Below are 18,313 nucleotides of genomic sequence, written 5' to 3' on the forward strand. Positions count from 1 at the left end.
CTGATCACGCACGAGCGTGCCCATCCACCGCGCCACCGGCTTCAAGGTCGCCCTGACGACCGGTTTCACCCGCGACGTCGCCGACATGGTGCTCGATGGGGTGGGCTGGCGCGTCGGGCCGCTCGAGGACGGCGGGATGGTCGATGCGCTCGTCACGGCCGACGAGGTGGCGGCGGGGCGTCCCGCGCCGTACATGATCTTCCGGGCGATGGAACGTGCCGGCGTCGTCGACGTCCGAAGGGTCGTAGTCGCGGGCGACACGGGTGCCGATCTCGTCGCGGGTACCCGCAGCGGGGCGGGTCTCGTCGCGGGGGTGCTCTCGGGTTCCGTCTCGCGCGAGACGCTTGAGGCGAGCCCGCACACGCACGTCCTGCCGTCGGTCGTCGAGGTGCTGCAGGAGGCCTGCCCGCAGTGATCTGCGCGACGGCGCGGCAAGAGCTCGAGGCGAGCGAATCTCGCCGCCCGGCAACGTGATCGGCGCTCCGGGCGGCGCCTGACGGTTGGGTTGTCGGCTCTCGGGTCTAGACTTGGACGCAGAACGATCACGCATGCGACGAAAGGGGAGCTCAATGGGTCTGTCACCCCTCGAGTGGCCCGTCCTGCGTCAGGTGCGATCGAAGGATTTCCTCGGTCGCGGCCCGGCAGTGACGAGTGAGAAGACTCGAACGCTCGAACCGCGCACGACGACGGCCGACCGCGTCGTGCAGTCGGTCTGCCCCTATTGCGCCGTCGGCTGCGGCCAGCGCGTGTTCGTCAAGGACGAGAAGGTCGTCGGGATCGAAGGCGATAAAGATTCGCCGATCTCGCGCGGCCGCCTGTGCCCGAAGGGGGCAGCGAGCGAGCAGCTCGTCAACAACCCCTCACGCGTCAAGCAGGTGCTCTACCGCAAGCCGGGTGGCACCGATTGGGAGCCGATCGAGCGCGACAAGGCCATTGACATGGTCGTCGACCGGTTCATCGCCAGCCGCCGCAACGGATGGCAGGAGACGGACGACAAAGGCAACCGCCTGCGTCGCACCATGGGAATCGCCTCGTTGGGTGGAGCAACGCTCGACAACGAGGAGAACTACCTCATCAAGAAGCTGTTCACCGCCGCGGGGGCCATACAGATCGAGAACCAGGCGCGTATTTGACACAGCGCCACGGTTCCCAGTCTGGGAGCCTCGTTCGGGCGTGGTGGAGCCACCAATTCACTGCAGGACATGGCGAACGCCGACCTCATCCTCATCGAGGGGTCGAACATGGCCGAGTGTCATCCGGTGGGTTTCCAGTGGGTGACGGAGGCCAAGGCGCGCGGCGCGAAGGTCATCCACATCGACCCTCGCTTCACGCGCACGTCCGCCGTGGCCGACAAGCACATCCCCATCCGTGGCGGAAGTGACATCGTCTTCCTCGGCGCACTCATCAACCATGTGCTGACTACCGAGTCCTACTTCCGTGACTACGTCGTCGCCTACACCAACGCGGCAACGATCGTCAGCGACGACTTCGTCGACACCGAGGAGCTCGACGGGCTGTTCTCCGGGTACGACCCGACCACGGGTCAGTACGACCAGAGTTCGTGGCAGTACAAGACGCCGCCCGGCAAACCGGATCAGGGCACCTCGAGTGACGAGAAGAGCGGTTCCTCGGGCCACCAGGCGAGCGGTGGCGCCGAGACGCACGGCTCGGGTGGCCCGACGCTCGCGCATTCGGCCGTGCTGCGCGACGAGACGCTCACCGATCCGATGTGCGTGCTGCAGATCATGAAGCGGCACTACGCGCGCTACACACCGGAGATGGTCGAAGAGGTGTGCGGCGTCTCCAAGGAGGACTTCGCACTCGTCGCCCGCGAGGTCGTCGCCAACTCTGGTCGCGAGCGCACGACGATGTTCGCCTACGCCGTCGGTTGGACCCAGCACGTCGGCGGGGCCCAGATGATTCGCACCGCGGCGATCCTGCAGTTGCTCATGGGTAACGTCGGGCGTCCTGGCGCCGGCATCATGGCGCTGCGCGGACACGCGACGATTCAGGGATCGACCGACATTCCCACACTGTTCAACCTGCTGCCGGGCTACCTTCCGATGCCGCGGGTCTCCGACCACGAAACGCTCGAGGATTACATCGACTCGATCGTGTCGAAGGACGCCAAGGGGTACTGGGCGAATGCCGACAAGTACGCCGTGTCGCTGTTAAAGGCCTGGTACGGCGAGAACGCGACAAGTGCGAACAACTTCGGGCTCGACTACATGCCGCGTCTGTCCGGCGCGCACGGGACGTACCAGACGGTCATGGGCATGATCGAGAACCAGGTCGAGGGTTATTTCGTGCTCGGGCAGAACCCGGCCGTCGGCTCGGCCAACGCCCGTATGCAACGTGAGGGCCTACGCCACCTCAAGTGGCTCGTCGTGCGCGACTTCCAGCTCATCGAGACCGCGACGTTCTGGAAGGACGCGCCGGAGGTCGCCTCCGGGGAGTGGAGGAGTGAGGACATCGACACCGAGGTCTTCTTCTTCCCCGCGGCGACGCACGTCGAGAAGGCCGGTACGTTCACCCAGACCCAACGCCTCGTGCAGTGGCGTCACAAGGCGGTCAACCCGCCGGGCGACGCGCAGAGCGAGCTCGACTTCTTCCACGAGGTCGGAGTGCGCATCCGTGCCAGGTTGGCCGATTCGAGCGACCCCATCGACGAGCCACTCAAGGCGATCACGTGGGATTACCCCAAGGACGAACACGGCGAGGTCATCGCCGAATCGGTCATGGCCGAGATCAACGGAACCGACGCGGAGGGCAAGCCCCTCGCGACGTACGCGGATCTCAAGGCTGACGGTTCGACGACGTCGGGATGCTGGATCTACGCCGGCATCTACAAGGACGGGGTCAATCAGGCCGCGCGGCGCAAGCCTGGGTACGAGCAGGACGAGACGGCCGCCGAATGGGCGTGGGCGTGGCCCGCGAACCGCCGCACGCTCTACAACCGCGCCTCCGCGGACCGTGAGGGCAAGCCGTGGAGCGAGCGCAAGAAGCTCATCTGGTGGGACGAGGAGAAGGGGCAGTGGGTCGGCAAGGACAACCCCGACTTCCCGCTCAAGACCGCCCCGTCCTACCGTCCGAAGGAGGGTGTGGGTGGGCCCGACGGCCTCGCCGGCGACGATCCGTTCATCATGATGGCGGACGGCAAGGGCTGGCTCTACGCGCCGCTCGGTCTCGTCGACGGCCCGATGCCGACGCACTACGAGGCTGCGGAATCGCCGATGCGCAACCCGCTCTACAGCCAGCAGTCCAACCCGACACGGGTGACGTTCCGTCGTAAGGACAACCTCAACGCGCCGAGCGAGGGCACGCCGGGTGGCGACGTGTACCCGTACGTGTTCCAGATCGGGCGCCTGACGGAGCATCACACCGCCGGCGGCATGAGCCGTTGGTTGCCGTACCTGTCGGAGCTGCAGCCGTCGATGTTCATCGAGGTCTCACCCGATCTCGCGGCCGAGAAGGGCCTCGAGAACGGCGACTGGGCGACCGTCGTGTCGGCTCGCGCGGCGATCGAGGCGCGCGTGCTCGTCACCGACCGCATGGTGCCGCTCAAGATCGGTGGCCGCATGGTGCACCAGATCGGCATGCCGTACCACTGGGGCAGCGCGAAGTCCGCTGAGGTGCATGGTGATTCGGCCAACGACCTGCTCGGCGTGGTGCTCGACCGCAACACCCAGATCCAGGAGGGCAAGATGGGCATGTGCGACATCCGCCCGGGCCGCCGTCCACAGGATCGGGACGAATACGAGCAGCTCGTCAGTGAGTACCAGAGCCGCGCCGGCGTCACCGTCGAGACGGGCAACGAGATCTGCCAGGAGTGTGACTGATGAGCCTGGTGACCGAGTACATCCGTTCGCAGTTCGCGGGTGGCGGTGACCCGTCGAAGCAGGCGGGTTGGGGCACCCCGGAGGCGACGACGCTGACGGGTGGTGCGCCCAACGACGTCCTCGCCGAACGCATGGGCTTCTTCACCGACACCTCGATCTGCATCGGCTGCAAGGCCTGCGAGGTCGCGTGCAAGGAGTGGAACCGCAACCCCGAGGACGGGTACGAGTTCACCGGCTACTCCTACGACAACACGGGTGAGCTGGGTGCCGACACGTGGCGTCACGTCGCGTTCGTCGAGCAGTCGGGCGAGCAGATCGCGCGGGCCCGTGAGTCGGGGCGCAAGCTCGTCGACCTCGGCATGCCGACGCTGCGGTCGGCCTCCGGCGCCGGTGCAGAAGCTGCGGGCGGCTCGGGCGAAGCGTCGCACCTCGCCGACCTGCCGGATGACGCCGCGCGCGCCATCCGCGTCGCCGGTGGGCACACCGACTACGCGACCGACGCACCGTCAGCGCTCGACCCGGGCGCCCCGGCGCTCGACGTCGAACAGGCGCAGGTGGCGGACGAATTGGCGGGGGTCAACGTGCTCGACATCGTCGCGACCGACAACGGCGTCATGCCGACGGCGCTGCACGAGGCCCAGGATTTCCGGTGGCTCATGGCCTCCGATGTCTGCAAGCACTGCACGCACGCCGGGTGTCTCGACAACTGCCCGACGGGCGCGCTGTTCCGCACCGAGTTCGGCACGGTCGTCGTGCAGGCCGACGTGTGCAACGGCTGCGGCTACTGCGTCGGCGGGTGTCCGTTCGGCGTCATCGAACGGCGTGAGAAGACGGCGACCGTCAATCACGGCAACGCGCAGAAGTGCACGCTGTGCTACGACCGGCTCAAGGAAGGCCAGACGCCCGCGTGCGCGCAGACGTGCCCCACGACGTCGATCAAGTTCGGCACGCATGCGGAGATGGTCGCGATCGCGGAGGAGCGCGTCGCGCAGCTGCACGCGCAGGGCATGACGGAGGCGCGCCTCTACGGCGCGAACCTCGACGACGGCGTCGGCGGCACCGGTTCGGTCTTCCTCCTGCTCGACGATCCCGAGGTGTACGGACTGCCACCGGACCCGGTGGCGCCGTCGAAGACCTTGCCGGAGTCGTACAAGCGGATGGCGATGGCGGCCGGCGGAATGATGGCCGCAGCAGCGCTGGCGTTCGTCGGAGGTGGTGTGGCGTGAGCGTGAATTCCCTTGATGCGTATAGGGATCCTGAACCCGAGGGTGGGCGGCGCCGTCGCGGCGGGCGTGGCGGCAAGCGTCGCCGTCCGACCGACTGGCTGAACGGTCGCGAGGGCCGCGGTGAGCGCGCGCTCGTGCCGGACGTCGAGTTCCAGAGCTACTACGGGCGTGGCGTCATCAAGCCCGTGCCGTGGGAATGGCCGATCCCGACGTACCTGTTCTTCGGTGGCCTCGCGGGCGGTTCTCAGCTGCTCGCGACCGGCGCGTACCTGACGGGCAACGAACCCCTGCAGCGCGTGACGCGCCTGACGACGGCCGTTGCGGTCGCCGTCTCGGGTGCGTCGCTCATCGGCGACCTGGGTCGCCCGGAGCGCTTCTACAACATGATGCGCGTGGCGAAGCTCAGCTCGCCGATGTCGGTGGGCACGTGGATCCTCTCCGGTTTCAGCGGCGGTGCGATGCCGCTCGCGGCCCTCGAGGTGCTGCGGATGCTGCCGCTCAAGCGAAGCGGCACCGTGACGGGTCTGGTCGGCGCGCTCGATCGCGTGGCCGGGGCTGCAGGCGAGGTCGCGTCGGCGTCCTCGCTCGAGGTGCCGGGGTCGCGGTGGTTGCGGCGGCAGTCGCGTGCTGCGGGTCGTCGTGACGCCGGGTTGCGCGTCAACGGGGCACTCGTCGGCGTCGAGAAGATGCTCGGCGTCACCGAACCGGGATTCGTCGCGCTCGGTGCGTCGATGGCGGCGCCGCTGGCGACGTACACGGCGGTGCTGCTGTCGAACACGTCGACGCCGACGTGGCACGAGTCGCGGCTGTACCTGCCGTTCGTGTTCGGCGGTTCAGCATCGGCCGCGGCGAGCGGCAACGCGATGATGTGGACGCCAGTCGAGAAGGCTGGCCCCGCCCGGGCGCTAGCGCTCATCGGGTCGGCCGTCGACCTCGGCGTGCTCAATCGTCTCGAGAAGCACCTCGACGCCGAGGGCGTCGGCGAGCCGCTGCACCACGGTACTGCCGGCAAGCTCAACAAGGCGAGCATGGCGCTCAACGTCGCCGGGTTCGTCGGGACGGCGCTGTTCGCGCGACGCTCGCGCGTGGCGTCCGTCGTCTCCGGGGCCTGCTTCGTCGCAGGCTCGGTGTGCACACGCTTCGCGGTGTTCGAAGCCGGCATGGAATCGGCGAAGGACCCGAAGTACACGATGGGGCCGCAGCGCCGCCGCCTCGACGCGCGTGGCGGGACGGAGAACATCACGACAGGCCCGCGGCTGGCCTCGGCGGATGACGCCCCCCGCACCGCGGATGGGCGCCGACCGCTGCCTGGCCCGGACGGCAAGCCCGTCAACCTCTGAGCGCTCGCGTGTCTGGCGGGTCGGCTCGTCGGCTGGCCGGGTCTGTACACGAGAAATGCGCATCTGCACCGGGATCGTGACTGCTGATACCCGTGCAGATGCGCATTTCTCGTGCAGCTGTGCTGTTCGAGTCAGCGCACGCTGATGCCGGGGGCGCCGCCGTCGAGGGGGAGGGTGCGGCCGATCACGGGCGCGCCGGGCACCTCGCCGATGACGAGGAGGCCGCCGGACGTCTGAGCGTCCGCGAGCAGCAGCAGTTCGTCTTCGCCGATCCCGTCGGCTGCGGTGATGTGCTCACGCACCCAGTCGAGGTTGCGACGCGTGCCGCCGGAGACGTAACCCTCGGCTGCGGCGTCGCGGGCGCCTTCGATGTACGGCACGGCAGCGGAGTCGATCTCGGCGCGAACGCCCGAGGCGCGGCACATCTTCCACAGGTGGCCGAGCAGACCGAAACCGGTGACGTCTGTCGCCGCCTTGACACCCGCCGCGACGGCGGCGATCGACGCGTCGCGGTTGAGCGTCGTCATCACCTCGATGGCCTGCGGGAAAACCTCGCCCGTCGACTTGTGCTTGTTGTTGAGCACACCGACGCCGAGCGGCTTCGTCAGGGAGATGGGCAGGCCCGCCTCGGCGGCGTCGTTGCGCATGAGCTTGCCCGGGTCGGCGATGCCGGTGACGGCCATGCCGAACTTGGGCTCCGGATCGTCGATCGAATGGCCGCCGATGACGGGGCAGTTCGCCTGCGCACCGACGTCGGCGCCGCCTCGGAGCACCTCGGCCATGATGTCGAGTCCGAGCACGTCGCGCGGCCAGCCCACGAGGTTGATGGCGACGACGGGGGTGCCGCCCATCGCGTAGATGTCGCTGAGCGCGTTCGCGGCCGCGATGCGACCGAAGTCGTACGCGTCGTCGACGACAGGGGTGAAGAAGTCAGCCGTCGAGAGCACTGCCTGCTCGCCGACGCGGACGGCGGCTGCGTCGTCACCGTCGTCGAGGCCGACGATGACACTCGGATTTGGCTGCCCCACGAGGTGCTTCACCGCCTCCTCGAGCTCGCCGGGCGGGATCTTGCACGCGCACCCGCCACCATGGGCGTACTGCGTCAGACGTATCGACTCCATGCACCCGACCCTACGCCGTACCCCTGACAACGACACCGACGGGTACGCCGCGCGGACCCCGCCCGCCCGTCGCCCCGGCGCACCCACGACCCCAGCGCCCCTATGATTGACACGCACCAAGGGAGGCGTCCGGGTTCCTGGTGGGCCCCCCGGTCTTCAAAACCGGTGAAACCGAGCATCTCGGTTTGGCAGGTTCGATTCCTGTCCGCCTCCGCAAGTCTCAGGGCCCCGCGAGCTGGCGGGGCTTCTCGCATGTGTCGTCATTGGCCCGTCTTCCGGCCGCGTGGGCTCGCCGCCGCGGCTCGGAGCGACGTGCCACGGAGGGTCACTCGAGCCATGAGTGCGCCGGAGCGGCGAAGGGCGTGAAAACCGTTGCTGCGCAGGATTGTCAGACCTGCCCGATAGGTTGGGGCGCATCAGCACTCGACCTGGAGGAACGATGGCCACGAGCGACGACCCACGTCGACGCATCCCGCGCACCGACGAGCTCCTCGCACGCTTCGCCGACGAGGTAGGCGCGCTCGGACGCGACGCTGTGAAGCGCGCCATCGTCTCTGCCCAGGCCGACGTCCGCGCGGGCACCATCAGCCCCGACGGCATCGACGTGGCCATCGCATTGCGCCTGCCCGAGTCGGCCACCACCCTGCGAGCGATCCTCAACGCAACGGGCGTCGTCGTGCACACCAACATCGGGCGCGCGCCTCTCAGCGACGCCGCGGTCGAGGCGCTCGGTCGCGCTGCGGGGTACGTCGACGTCGAGTTCGACCCCGTCACTGCCACGCGCGCCAAGCGCGGCCGCGCAACGCTCGACGCGCTCCAGGAGCGGGTGCCGGACGCGGGCGGCGCACTGGTCGTCAACAACGGCGCGGCGGCACTGCTGCTCGCCTGCCTCGCGATCGCCGGGGACACGGACGTCCTCGTCAGCCGCGGCGAACTCATCGAGATCGGCGACGGCTTCCGTCTGCCCGAGTTGCTGCAGTCGGCCGGGGCCCGGCTCGTCGAGGTAGGCATGACGAATCGCACGCATCTGCGCGACTACGAGAACGCCATCGTCGACGCCGAACGTCACGGCCGCCGGGTGGGCGCCGTGCTCAAGATCCACACGAGCAACTATCGCGTCGAAGGGTTCGCCGGGGTGCCAGGCGTGCGCGATCTCGCGGCGCTCGGCGTCCCCGTCATCGCGGACGTCGGCAGCGGCCTGCTCGCCCCCGAACGGGTGCTGCCCGACGAGCCCGACGCGACGAGCTGGCTGCGCGACGGCGCGACGGTCGTCACCGCGAGCGGCGACAAGCTACTCGGCGGGCCGCAAGCGGGGCTCGTTCTCGGCGACGCCGACGCCGTGGAACGCGTCCGCCGCCACCCGATGGCCCGCGCGATGCGCGTCGACAAGCTGACGCTCGCCGCTCTCGAAGCCACCCTGCGCGGCCCCGAACCCCCCGTTACCCGCGCCCTGCACGAGACGCGCGACTCGCTTCGTCAGCGCACGACACACCTCGCGGCGGCCATCGCTGACGTCGTTCCGGGCGCCGAGGTCGTCGACGTCATCGGACGCGTCGGTGGGGGAGGCGCGCCTGGTTTCGAGCTGCCGAGCCTCGCCGTCGCCCTGCCCGAGCCCTTCGCGGAGGCGCTACGCCTCGGACGCCCGTGCGTCCTGGCCCGCACCGCGCTTGGACGCTGCCTCGTCGACCTGCGGTGCGTCCCAGCGTCCTCGGACGCCGACGTCGCCGCCGCGATCCGGGCCGTCGCTGTAGGCAACGAACCCGGCACCCCAGCTGACGACGGAGGACGCGCATGACGATGAACGCGCGGCGTGATGCCACGGCCCCGTCGGCGACGACACCGCTCCTCCCCGCCAGGGGCTACGTCGCCGAGCGCAGCGGCGGCGCGGTGCGGCTCGCGGGGAGTGAGTGCTGATGCGCGTCGTCGCGACGGCCGGTCACGTCGACCACGGCAAGAGCACCCTCGTGCGGGCTCTCACGGGCACCGACCCGGATCGGCTCGAGGAGGAGAAGAAGCGTGGCCTGACGATCGATCTCGGGTTCGCGGGGCTCGACCTGCCGTCGGGCGAGAAGCTCGCATTCGTCGACGTGCCCGGCCACCGTCGCTTCATCGGCAACATGCTCGCGGGCCTCGGGCCGGCGCCGGCCGTCATGCTCGTCGTCGCCGCGGATCAGGGGTGGCAGGCGCAATCGCGCGAGCACCTCGACGCCATCGACGCACTCGGTCTCAGGCACGGCCTGCTCGTCATCACGCGCTGTGGCCTGGCGACGCCCGAGCGCGTCGCCGAGGTGCGTGAGACAGCGCTCGGTCACATCGCCGCGACGTCGCTCGAAGTTGTCGACGTCGTCGAGACCGACGCCGTCAGCGGCCGTGGCATCGACGAACTGCGGTGCGCCCTCGACGATCTCGTCGCGCAGATGCCACCCGTGGACACGGTTTCGCCTGTGCGGTTGTGGGTCGACCGTTCGTTCTCCGTCAAGGGCACCGGCACCGTGGTCACCGGCACGCTCGCGGCGGGCACGCTGCGTCTCGGGGACGAGTTGGAGGTGGGTGACGAACGAGCGGCCGTGCGTTCGTTGCAGGTGCTCGGGCAGCGTCATGACGAGGTCTCGCCGGTCTCGCGCGTCGCGGTCGCTCTGCGAGGTCTGCACACCGACGACGTGCCGCGCGGCACGCCCCTGCTGACGCCGGGGTCGGCGTCGTGGGTGAACGTCCTTGACGTACGCAGCGAGAGCGGGCATGAGTGGCAGGATGCGTCGGCGGAGGTCAGCGTCCACATCGGCACAGCGTCCGTCGAGGCGCGGGTGCGACCGTTCGACGAGCGTCACGCGCGGTTGACGCTGAGCGATCCGCTGCCGTTGCGGCTGGGGGATCGCATCATCGTGCGCGATGCGTCAGCGGGGCGGATCCATTGCGGGGCAACGGTGCTCGACCTCGACCCGGCGGCATTGACGAGGCGCGGCGCCGGTCGGGAGCGCGCACGTGTCCTAGCCGGCCACGCGGTCGCGCAGCTCGAACCGCTCGTCGCCGAGCGCGGCTGGGTGCGCGACGAGTGGGTCACCGCCGTCGGGGCCCGCCGCCCCGAGGTGCTGCGCGAGGGGCTGCCCCTGCCGGGGGAGGGCCTGGGTCGTGTCGAGGGACTCGTCGTGCACGAGAAACAGGCGACGGCCTGGCGCGCCGCGATCATCGAGGCGGTCACCGCTGACGCCGCCGACCCCTTGAGCCCCGGGCTGCCGTCAGGCGCCATCGAGACGCGCCTCGGCGTGCCCCGACGTCTGCTGCCCGCCCTCGTCGAGTCATGCGGCGTGACGAACCCTGATGCGGGTCTCGTGATCCGCGACGGGCGGGTCGTCGGCTCACGCCACGGCTCATCGTTCGGTGCCGATGAAGCGGCCCTGGAGCAACTTCGAGAACGGTTGCGCGCCAACCCGTTCGATGCCCCCGAAGCCGATGACCTCGTGGCGCTCGGCCTCGGCAACCGGCAGCTCGCCGCGGCTGCACAGCGCGGAGCGATCCTGCGACTCAAGGCCGAGCCCGCCGACATCGTCCTGCTGCCCGACGCGCCCGCGCGAGCGATGCGCGAGCTCGCAAGACTGCCGCAACCGTTCACGACGAGCGAGGCGCGCCAGGCGCTCGGCACGACGCGCCGCGTCGTCATCCCCCTGCTCGAGCATCTCGACGCGCGAGGCTGGACGCGGCGTGACGGCAACGCGCGCGTCGTCGTGCGCTGAATCGTGCTGGACGGGGCCGAGCGCAGCACCGTCGGACGGAGCGTCGGAATCGCGACCGACTGAGGCCCACCCGAGCGCGCCGGGGGCGCACCACCCGCGCCCGGCGCCGACCGACCGCCGCTCGGGGCCGATCTTCGACGTGCGTCCAGCCGCACAGACATAGCAACGCGCCACCTCTGGGAAGGACCCAGCGATGGCGCGTCGCGTTCGATCAGGGGAGCTCAGTCGTCGTCGCCTTCCGGGTCGTCGGCCTTGAGCGACGGCTCGGGGTGGGCGCTGACGCGCGTCGACGTCTGCTCCTTCGCCTGAGCAGCTGCGGCGCGGACGGCGCCGCTCGGGCCGGCCTTCTCGGCGTCGGCGATGAAGCGCTCGGGGTTCTTGTCCTCGATCGTCAGCGGCTTCGACCACGACGCCGCGAGGTGGCGCAGGAAGTTGATGCCGACCTGGTGACGTAGTTCGAGGCTCGCCTGCTGACGGAAGTCGGCCAGGTCCTGGCGCTCTTCCTCGGCCATGTGGTCGGAGTTCGCGATGTTGGCCTGGACGACGGCCTCCCACCAGTCTTTCGACCCGGTCGTGGCGGCGTCCGCGCGCTTGATGGCGTCGCGCAGCAGGTTGTGGTCGTGGATCGCGTCCTCGACCTGCTCGTCGTTGCTCTCGGCGTCTGCACCGCCGGTGCCGATCTTGACGAGCTCGGGGTAGAAGTACAGCTCCTCGGCCTCAGCGTGCAGCTCGAGGAAGATGCGCAGCTGGCTCCACAACGCGGCCAGACCGTCGGTGTCGTCGCGCGGCCACTCCTCGAGCACGGCGAACGCGCGTCGCTGAGCGGTGTGCTGCTGCAGGATGATCTCGGTGATGTCCATGGCTACCTCCGTGAGACGGCCCCGGAATCGGGGGCTGTTTGCCCTCAATCTCACGCTGACGAAGGGCGTTGCGCCAGCAAGGTGCACCTATGCGACAAAGCGTTCGTGACGGGGACGTCGCGCCCAGCGTCGCGGGCTCGATGACGACGCGCGGGACGCGGACGGCGTGGCGCTCGCCGTCGAGAGGGACGCGTTCAGGTGAGCGCGACGCGGACGATGACGGCGAGGGCGCTGACCGTCGCGAGCGCGAGGATGCTGTGGCGGAAGCGCACCGCGTCGATCGAGTGCCGCAACGGCTGCGCCGCGAGAGCACCCACGGCCATGAACGGCAGCCACGCGAGCCCGGCACGCAGACCGTCAGCGCTGATCTGGTCGCCGATCGCGAGGCCGAGCAGTGAACTCAGTGAGCCGAAGAGGAAGAACGGCGCGAGTGTCGAGCGTGCCTGCTGCGGTGTGAGTTCCTGCAGGGCGAGGCCGAAGAACGGGCCGCCGATCGACGCCGTCGTCGCCGAGATGCCCGTCAATGCTCCGGCGCCGAGGGCGATGCCCGACGACGGGCGTACGCGCCAGCGCGTGAGCGATCCGGCGACGGCGACGAGCACCATGCCGGCCACGAGGAGTGACGTGACGGTGTGCGACGCGTTGGCCGCGAGCCAGACGCCGAGTGGCATCGTCGCGAGGCGGCCTGCCATCGCCCACCCGAACGGCCGCCACCGGATGTCACGGTGGGCCCGAGCCATCTCCAGCACGGGCAGTGGCAGGACAACGAATAGCAGTGCCGCCGGCATGACTTGCGGAGCGACCATGACGACGAACGGCGCTGCGACGACGGCGAGGCCGAACCCGGCGATGCGTTGCACGAAGGCGCCGACGCCGACGACGAGACCGAGGACCAGCAGGGCGGTGAGCGGCATCGGACCTCACTTCGGCGAAGGTTGTCGGGCCGCGCGGAGAGCAAGGCCCGGACATAGCAAAAACCCCCGGCGAGCCGGGGGTTCTTTCCTCTGTCTCAACACAGAGTGCACCCGTAGGGATTCGAACCCCAAACCTTCTGATCCGTAGTCAGATGCTCTATCCGTTGAGCTACGGGTGCTTGCTGCTCGGCCTCAGCGGCCTCTGCAACGAGATAGAACTTTACACGCATCCTCGGGGGAACGCTAATCGGCTCGCGGCGTACCCGCGTGAACCGACCTGTGCTGCTCCGTCAGCCCCGCCCGTGTCGCCCGTCATGACCTGCGATTTTCGTCCACATCGGCGAATCGCGTCCCCATCCGCCATCTACGTTCACACGCGCGAACGGCGTCCACATCTGCGAATCAGCGTCACATTCGCACGCGTCGGCGCGAGTCGTCGTGACACGGGTCGCCCTGGTGGCAACGTCCGTTGAATGGGGACGTAAATCGCCGATGTGGACGCGGTTCGCAGAAGGGGTCAAGAATCGCACATGGGGACGGACTGGTGCGGTCAGCCGGTGAAGGGGAGGGTGCGTTGACCGCGGATACCCGGCGTACAGACGAAGAGGGCGCCGGCGTCGGGCTCCGCGTCGTCGGGCAGGTTCTCTCGCGAGGTCGTGATGAACAGCTGGTCGAGGTCGTCGCCGCCGAAGGCCGGGCACGTCACCAGGCTCGGCCCCACCTCGACGATCTCGCTGAGCGAGCCGTCAGCGTCGTAGCGACGCACGGCGGAGCCGCCGAACAGCGCCGTCCACACTCCGCCTTCGGCGTCGACCGTCAGCCCGTCGGGGTGGCCGATGCCGTCCTCGAGCCGGACGAAGGGCCGACGGTTCGTCAGGCCGGTCTCGGCGCTCCAGTCGAACACCCAGATGATGCGGGTCGGCGTGTCGTTGTAGTAGGCGAGCGTGCCGTCGGGCGACCAGCACAGGCCGTTCGAGATGGTGACGTCACCGAAGACATGGCTCGTCGACCGGTCCGGCGCCAGCCGCCACATCGATGCCGCGCCCTCGCTCTGGTCGTAGGCCATCGACCCCATGTAGAACGACCCGTCGGGGGCGCATCCACCGTCGTTGAACCGGGTGCGCGGCTCGTGCGTCGACGGCCACAGATCGGCGGTGTGCTCCAGATCGGCGAAGTCGACCGAACGCGTCAGTGCGAAACCACGCTCCGTCGCGACGATCGCGCCTCCACCTGCGCGCGGACGCAGCGCTGCCGCGACGTCCCCGACGTGGAATCGGGTGACATCACCGCCCGGCTGGAGCTCGAGGACGTCCCCGGCCAGCATGTCGACGTAGCGCAGCGCCGGGTGGCCGCCGCCCCAATCGTCGGCCCAGATGACGCCCTCACCGTGGTAGGCGTGCGGTTTCGCGACAGCTTCAGCCTTCATGACGTCAGGCTATATCGGGCGGCAACGCTCCGCGACGATGCTCGGATGCCGCTGTCGGCTCAGACGTCCTCGGCCTTGAGTTCGGTCGGGTCCCACTTGGTGATGCCGTCGTACTGCCAGCCGCGGTCCTTGACCGCCTCGCGCGACTCGAGGCGCATCGTCGGCGTGAGGCGGTCGAGGTAGAGGTAGCCGTCGAGGTGGTCGGTCTCGTGCTGCAGCATGCGGGCGAAGAAGCCGTGCCCCTCGATGACGATCTCGTTCCCGTCGAGGTCGGTGCCCGTCACCTTCGCCCAGTCGGCCCGCGCCGTCGGGAAGTGCTCGCCGGGCACCGACAGGCAACCCTCGTTGTCGTTCTCCTCGTCGGCCTCGCCGGCAGGCACGCGACCCTTCTCGAGCTTCGGGTTGATGACGACGCCGCGGCGGTTATCGCCGAGTTCGTCGTCGGGACAGTCGAAGACGAAGATGCGCTGCTTGACGCCGACCTGGTTGGCTGCGAGGCCGACGCCGTTCGCCGCCTCCATCGTCTCGAACATGTCCTCGACGAGGGCGCGCGTGTCGTCGGTGATCTCCTTGACCCGCTTCGTGGGTGCGTGCAGGGCCTTGTGGCCGACGATGGTGATGGGGCGAACAGCCATGAGGAACCTCGAAGAACGCGGGTCGGCGGGTGGGCGTCGATCATTCTAGGGCCCTCGGGTGGGGCGACCGGGTGCATGGGTGCTCGCCGACGTGATCGAGCGAAATCGGCGGGATCGAGTGCCCCGACGCTCGATCCCACCGATTCCGCTCGATCGCGGGCGCGGGTGAGCTGCGACAAGAGGCGACGGAGCACGTCGAAGCCCCTCGACCCGACGATGCGGGTGAGGGGCTTCGAGATGAAACGAGGCGAGTGTGCTCAGTAGCGTCGCTCGTTCTTGCGCAGCGCCTCGGCGCCGTCACCGACCGACGTGTCGAGGTCGGTGGCGTAGACGCCGTCACCGACGCCGCCCTGCAGCTGCGGGTTGCGACCGACGCGCGAGTGGCCGCGGCCGTAGAAGAAGTAGATCGCGAAGCCGATGAGGAGCCACACCACGAAACGCAGCCACGTCTCGACGGGCAGGTTGAGCATGAGGTAGAGGCACACAGCGGCGGCGACCCACGGGAGGACGGGGCTGCCCGGCACCTTGAACGGGCGCTCGAGGTCGGGGCGCTTCTTGCGCAGCACGGGCACGGCCAGGCTGACGAGGAAGAACGCCGACAGGGTGCCGATGTTGACCATCTCCTCGAACTCACCGATCGGGATGGTCGCCGCTGCGACCGCGATGATGAAGCCCATGACGAGCGTCATCGGGACCGGCGTGCCCGTCTTGGGGTTCGTGCGTGCCATGCCCATCGGCAGCAGGCCGTCGCGCGACATCGCGTACATGACGCGGGTGGCGCCGATCATCAGCGTCATGACGACCGTGGCGAGACCCGCGACGGCGCCGGCTGCGATGATCTGCGCGTACCCGGGATGTCCGTGATCGCGGAAGGCCGCGGCGAGTGCGCCCTTGGGGTCGATCTTGTCGTAGCTCACCATGCCGGTGATGACGAGGCAGACGGAGACGTAGAGGATCGTGCAGATCGCGAGCGAGCCGATGATGCCGATCGGCAGGTCGCGCTTCGGGTTGCGCGTCTCCTCGGCGGTGGTCGCGACGACGTCGAAGCCGATGTAGGCGAAGAACACGAGGGCTGCGCCGGAGATGACGCCCATGACGCCGAACGCCTGCGGTTCCATGCCCGTCATGAGCTCCCACAGGGGGCGCTTGAGCGTGTCGGACGTGCTCTCGAGGTGCTGAGCCGGCGGCACGAACGGGGTGTAGTTCGACGTGTTGATGTACTGGATGCCCATCACGATGATGAACAGCACGATGAACAGCTTGACGGCGACCAGCGTCAGGTTGACGCGCATCGACTCCTTGATGCCCGTCGCGATGACGCAGGTGAGCACGGCGACGAGGCCGAAGGCGGCGATGTCGAAGTGGGTGAACCAGCCGGTGCCGCCCTGCAGATTGTCGGGCAGCTTCAACCCCCACTCACCGAACAGGATGTTGAAGTACGCGCTCCAACCCTGGGCGACGACGCCCGCGGCGAGGATGAGCTCGAGAAGCAGATCCCAGCCCACGATCCAGGCGATGAGTTCGCCCATCGTCGCGTAGGAGAACGTGTAGGCCGAGCCCGAGACGGGCACCGCCGACGACAGCTCGGCGTAGCACAGGGCCGCGAGACCGCAGCAGAAGGCGCCGATGAGGAACGAGATGACGATGGCGGGGCCCGCCATCGTGTGGGCGGCTCGCCCCGTCACCGTGAAGATGCCGGCGCCGATGATGACGCCGATGCCGAAGACCGTCAGGTCGAGCGCTGACAGGTTCTTCTTCAGCTGGAACTCGGAGGCTTCCGAGTCTGCGATCGACGCTTCGATCGACTTGGTGCGCAAAAGGCTCATGTGAGCGCCCTTTCACCGGATGGTTGGAACCGTGTGAGATTACGTTCCGTCTCGCCATGTGGAGCCATCGTCCACATCGTGGTCGCGACCTCGTCGGCGGACGGGTTGAGGTGAGGTCGCGTGTTCACGGCTCACCCACCAGGCCGATTCGTCACCCTGCTCGGGCGACGTCTCGTCCCTGTCATGCCGCTGACGGTACGTGTGATCGGTGTCACTGTGGGGGTTTGGGTGGTCAACCGTGACAAATCCGTGAGGATCGGTGTCGTCCTCGGCGGCTCGACGTTGCCCGCGGCCGTAGCGAGCTCGGGGCTGACGGACCGCGAGGGGGCGGGTGTCGTCGCCGCCTGACGGGCCGTGACGCTGCGACTCATGACGCTGCGATTCGCGGCGCGGCGTCTCGCGGCGTTGTTCGTCGTCGGACCAACCGACGCCATCCCACGACTCGTCATGCTGCGACTCGTCGCGCCAGTCGTCCTCGACCCACGGGTCACGCCATTCGTCGTCGTAGCCCTCGTCGTCGGCGTGCCGCGCGTCCGCGTGCCCGCTGGGGCGCGGGTCGTCCTCGTCCTCGAAACCGAAGATGAGCCCGCAGATGTCGCGGTATTTCTCGTCGGGGTTGCGCACGTAGTCGATGACGTTGAGCGCCTGCTCCTGACCCGCCGATTCGATCTTGAACGTGCCGTAGCCGAGCAGCCGCGCGGCGGGCGAGCGGTTGTACGACATGTCCGTCACCTTCGACAGCGGCATCATCGCCACCTTCTTGACGAACAACCCGTGCACCAGGATGAGGCGCTTGTTCGTGATGACGAACGTCTGGTCCCACCATTCGACGACGCGCCAGGCGAGGTGCGCGGCGAGGACGAGCCAGATCCACCACGCGGCGTTCGTCAGCGGGCCCATCCAGGCGGGCGCGCAGATGCCCGCGACGATGACGAGGACGAACCCGACGACGCACGAGGTGATGGCGGGCAGCACGCGCGCCCAGTGCTGCTTCATCTCGAGGACGACGTCCTCACCGCGCGCGAGATAACCGGCGACGCGGTCGCTCGCCTGATGTGGGCGCAGTGGGCCCATGGGTTCAGTTCTTGCCGAGCAGCGCGTCGAAGAATTCGCGCAGGTTGGTGACGGCGTTGCGCAGCACGTCGCCGACGGCGCGCACGACGTCGGCCGACTTCGCGGGGCTCGAGAAGACGGCGTAGATGATGAACGCGAACAACAAGAACTTCAGGATCGACTTGAAGTTGATCTTGTCCATGGCGTCGTCTCTTTCTGGTGGGTGGAGCACGCGGGGGAAGGCACGGGCAACTCTCGCATCCTTGCAGGGTTCGCCCATGCTGCGGCGCAGGCGCGCCGAACCGTTTTCGCGGCGCTCGCCGTTGGGTGCGCGCCGTCGGG

14 protein-coding genes and 2 tRNA genes are annotated in these 18,313 nt (G+C 68.8%); 7 read left to right on the forward strand and 9 right to left on the reverse strand.

Annotated elements, in window-relative coordinates:
- Window positions 1-16: 16 nt before the first annotated feature.
- The 4 genes from ABH936_RS10715 (at window position 17) to nrfD (ending at window position 6,405) form a co-directional block, all read left to right on the forward strand.
- Window positions 17-415: an HAD hydrolase-like protein gene (locus ABH936_RS10715; RefSeq protein ID WP_006945734.1), complete on the forward strand. Its 399-nt coding sequence runs from the start codon at window positions 17-19 to the stop codon at window positions 413-415.
- A gap of 133 nt (window positions 416-548) precedes the next feature.
- The gene (fdh, locus tag ABH936_RS10720; RefSeq protein ID WP_404603240.1) at window positions 549-3,839 is read left to right on the forward strand and encodes a formate dehydrogenase; all 3,291 of its coding nucleotides are present in this window, start codon (window positions 549-551) and stop codon (window positions 3,837-3,839) included.
- Window positions 3,839-5,065 carry a 4Fe-4S dicluster domain-containing protein gene (locus tag ABH936_RS10725; protein ID WP_144707846.1) on the forward strand — a complete coding sequence of 409 codons (1,227 nt, stop codon included), beginning with the start codon at window positions 3,839-3,841 and terminating at the stop codon, window positions 5,063-5,065. The genes fdh and ABH936_RS10725 overlap by 1 nt, the downstream gene beginning before the upstream one ends.
- On the forward strand, window positions 5,062-6,405 hold the full coding sequence (gene nrfD / locus ABH936_RS10730; protein ID WP_006945724.1) for an NrfD/PsrC family molybdoenzyme membrane anchor subunit: 1,344 nt from the start codon (window positions 5,062-5,064) through the stop codon (window positions 6,403-6,405). Before ABH936_RS10725 ends, nrfD begins: the two co-directional genes overlap by 4 nt.
- 131 nt (window positions 6,406-6,536) lie before the next feature.
- Here nrfD and selD read toward each other — a convergent pair whose 3' ends face one another.
- Window positions 6,537-7,526, reverse strand: a complete 990-nt coding sequence (selD, locus tag ABH936_RS10735; protein WP_006945665.1) for a selenide, water dikinase SelD — start codon at window positions 7,524-7,526, stop codon at window positions 6,537-6,539.
- 121 nt (window positions 7,527-7,647) lie between these two features.
- Between selD and ABH936_RS10740 the strand changes: the two genes are divergently transcribed.
- The 3 genes from ABH936_RS10740 to selB all read left to right on the forward strand — a co-directional run bounded on the left by ABH936_RS10740 (window position 7,648) and on the right by selB (window position 11,257).
- Window positions 7,648-7,740: transfer RNA gene (locus tag ABH936_RS10740), tRNA-Sec, on the forward strand.
- Window positions 7,741-7,965: 225 nt separating this feature from the next.
- The gene (selA, locus tag ABH936_RS10745; RefSeq protein WP_144707847.1) at window positions 7,966-9,321 is read left to right on the forward strand and encodes an L-seryl-tRNA(Sec) selenium transferase; all 1,356 of its coding nucleotides are present in this window, start codon (window positions 7,966-7,968) and stop codon (window positions 9,319-9,321) included.
- Between the two features lie 118 nt (window positions 9,322-9,439).
- Window positions 9,440-11,257 (forward strand): selenocysteine-specific translation elongation factor, encoded by a 1,818-nt coding sequence (gene selB / locus ABH936_RS10750; RefSeq protein WP_404603241.1) that lies wholly within the window; start codon window positions 9,440-9,442, stop codon window positions 11,255-11,257.
- A 221-nt stretch (window positions 11,258-11,478) separates the two neighbouring features.
- On the opposite strand, the gene ABH936_RS10755 is transcribed toward selB, so the two are convergent.
- The 8 genes from ABH936_RS10755 to ABH936_RS10790 all read right to left on the reverse strand — a co-directional run bounded on the left by ABH936_RS10755 (window position 11,479) and on the right by ABH936_RS10790 (window position 18,173).
- Window positions 11,479-12,117, reverse strand: a complete 639-nt coding sequence (locus ABH936_RS10755; RefSeq protein WP_062257542.1) for a hemerythrin domain-containing protein — start codon at window positions 12,115-12,117, stop codon at window positions 11,479-11,481.
- Between the two features lie 194 nt (window positions 12,118-12,311).
- The gene (locus tag ABH936_RS10760) at window positions 12,312-13,031 is read right to left on the reverse strand and encodes a TSUP family transporter (RefSeq protein ID WP_404603242.1); all 720 of its coding nucleotides are present in this window, start codon (window positions 13,029-13,031) and stop codon (window positions 12,312-12,314) included.
- A gap of 106 nt (window positions 13,032-13,137) precedes the next feature.
- A tRNA-Arg gene (locus ABH936_RS10765) sits at window positions 13,138-13,210 on the reverse strand.
- 371 nt (window positions 13,211-13,581) lie between these two features.
- Entirely contained in the window at window positions 13,582-14,457 is an 876-nt protein-coding gene (locus tag ABH936_RS10770; RefSeq protein ID WP_006945667.1) for an SMP-30/gluconolactonase/LRE family protein, read from the reverse strand.
- Window positions 14,458-14,516: 59 nt separating this feature from the next.
- Window positions 14,517-15,092, reverse strand: a complete 576-nt coding sequence (gene def, locus ABH936_RS10775; protein WP_006945693.1) for a peptide deformylase — start codon at window positions 15,090-15,092, stop codon at window positions 14,517-14,519.
- A 257-nt stretch (window positions 15,093-15,349) separates the two neighbouring features.
- Window positions 15,350-16,918, reverse strand: coding sequence for an APC family permease (locus ABH936_RS10780; RefSeq protein WP_062257539.1), 1,569 nt, complete (start codon window positions 16,916-16,918; stop codon window positions 15,350-15,352).
- Between the two features lie 39 nt (window positions 16,919-16,957).
- On the reverse strand, window positions 16,958-17,992 hold the full coding sequence (locus ABH936_RS10785; RefSeq protein WP_165583816.1) for a PH domain-containing protein: 1,035 nt from the start codon (window positions 17,990-17,992) through the stop codon (window positions 16,958-16,960).
- A gap of 4 nt (window positions 17,993-17,996) precedes the next feature.
- Window positions 17,997-18,173 carry a hypothetical protein gene (locus tag ABH936_RS10790; RefSeq protein ID WP_006945715.1) on the reverse strand — a complete coding sequence of 59 codons (177 nt, stop codon included), beginning with the start codon at window positions 18,171-18,173 and terminating at the stop codon, window positions 17,997-17,999.
- Between the last annotated feature and the right edge of the window lie 140 nt (window positions 18,174-18,313).

Source organism: Dermacoccus sp. GAS27A, from assembly GCF_044909235.1.
Taxonomy (GTDB): Bacteria; Actinomycetota; Actinomycetes; order Actinomycetales; family Dermatophilaceae; genus Dermacoccus; species Dermacoccus nishinomiyaensis.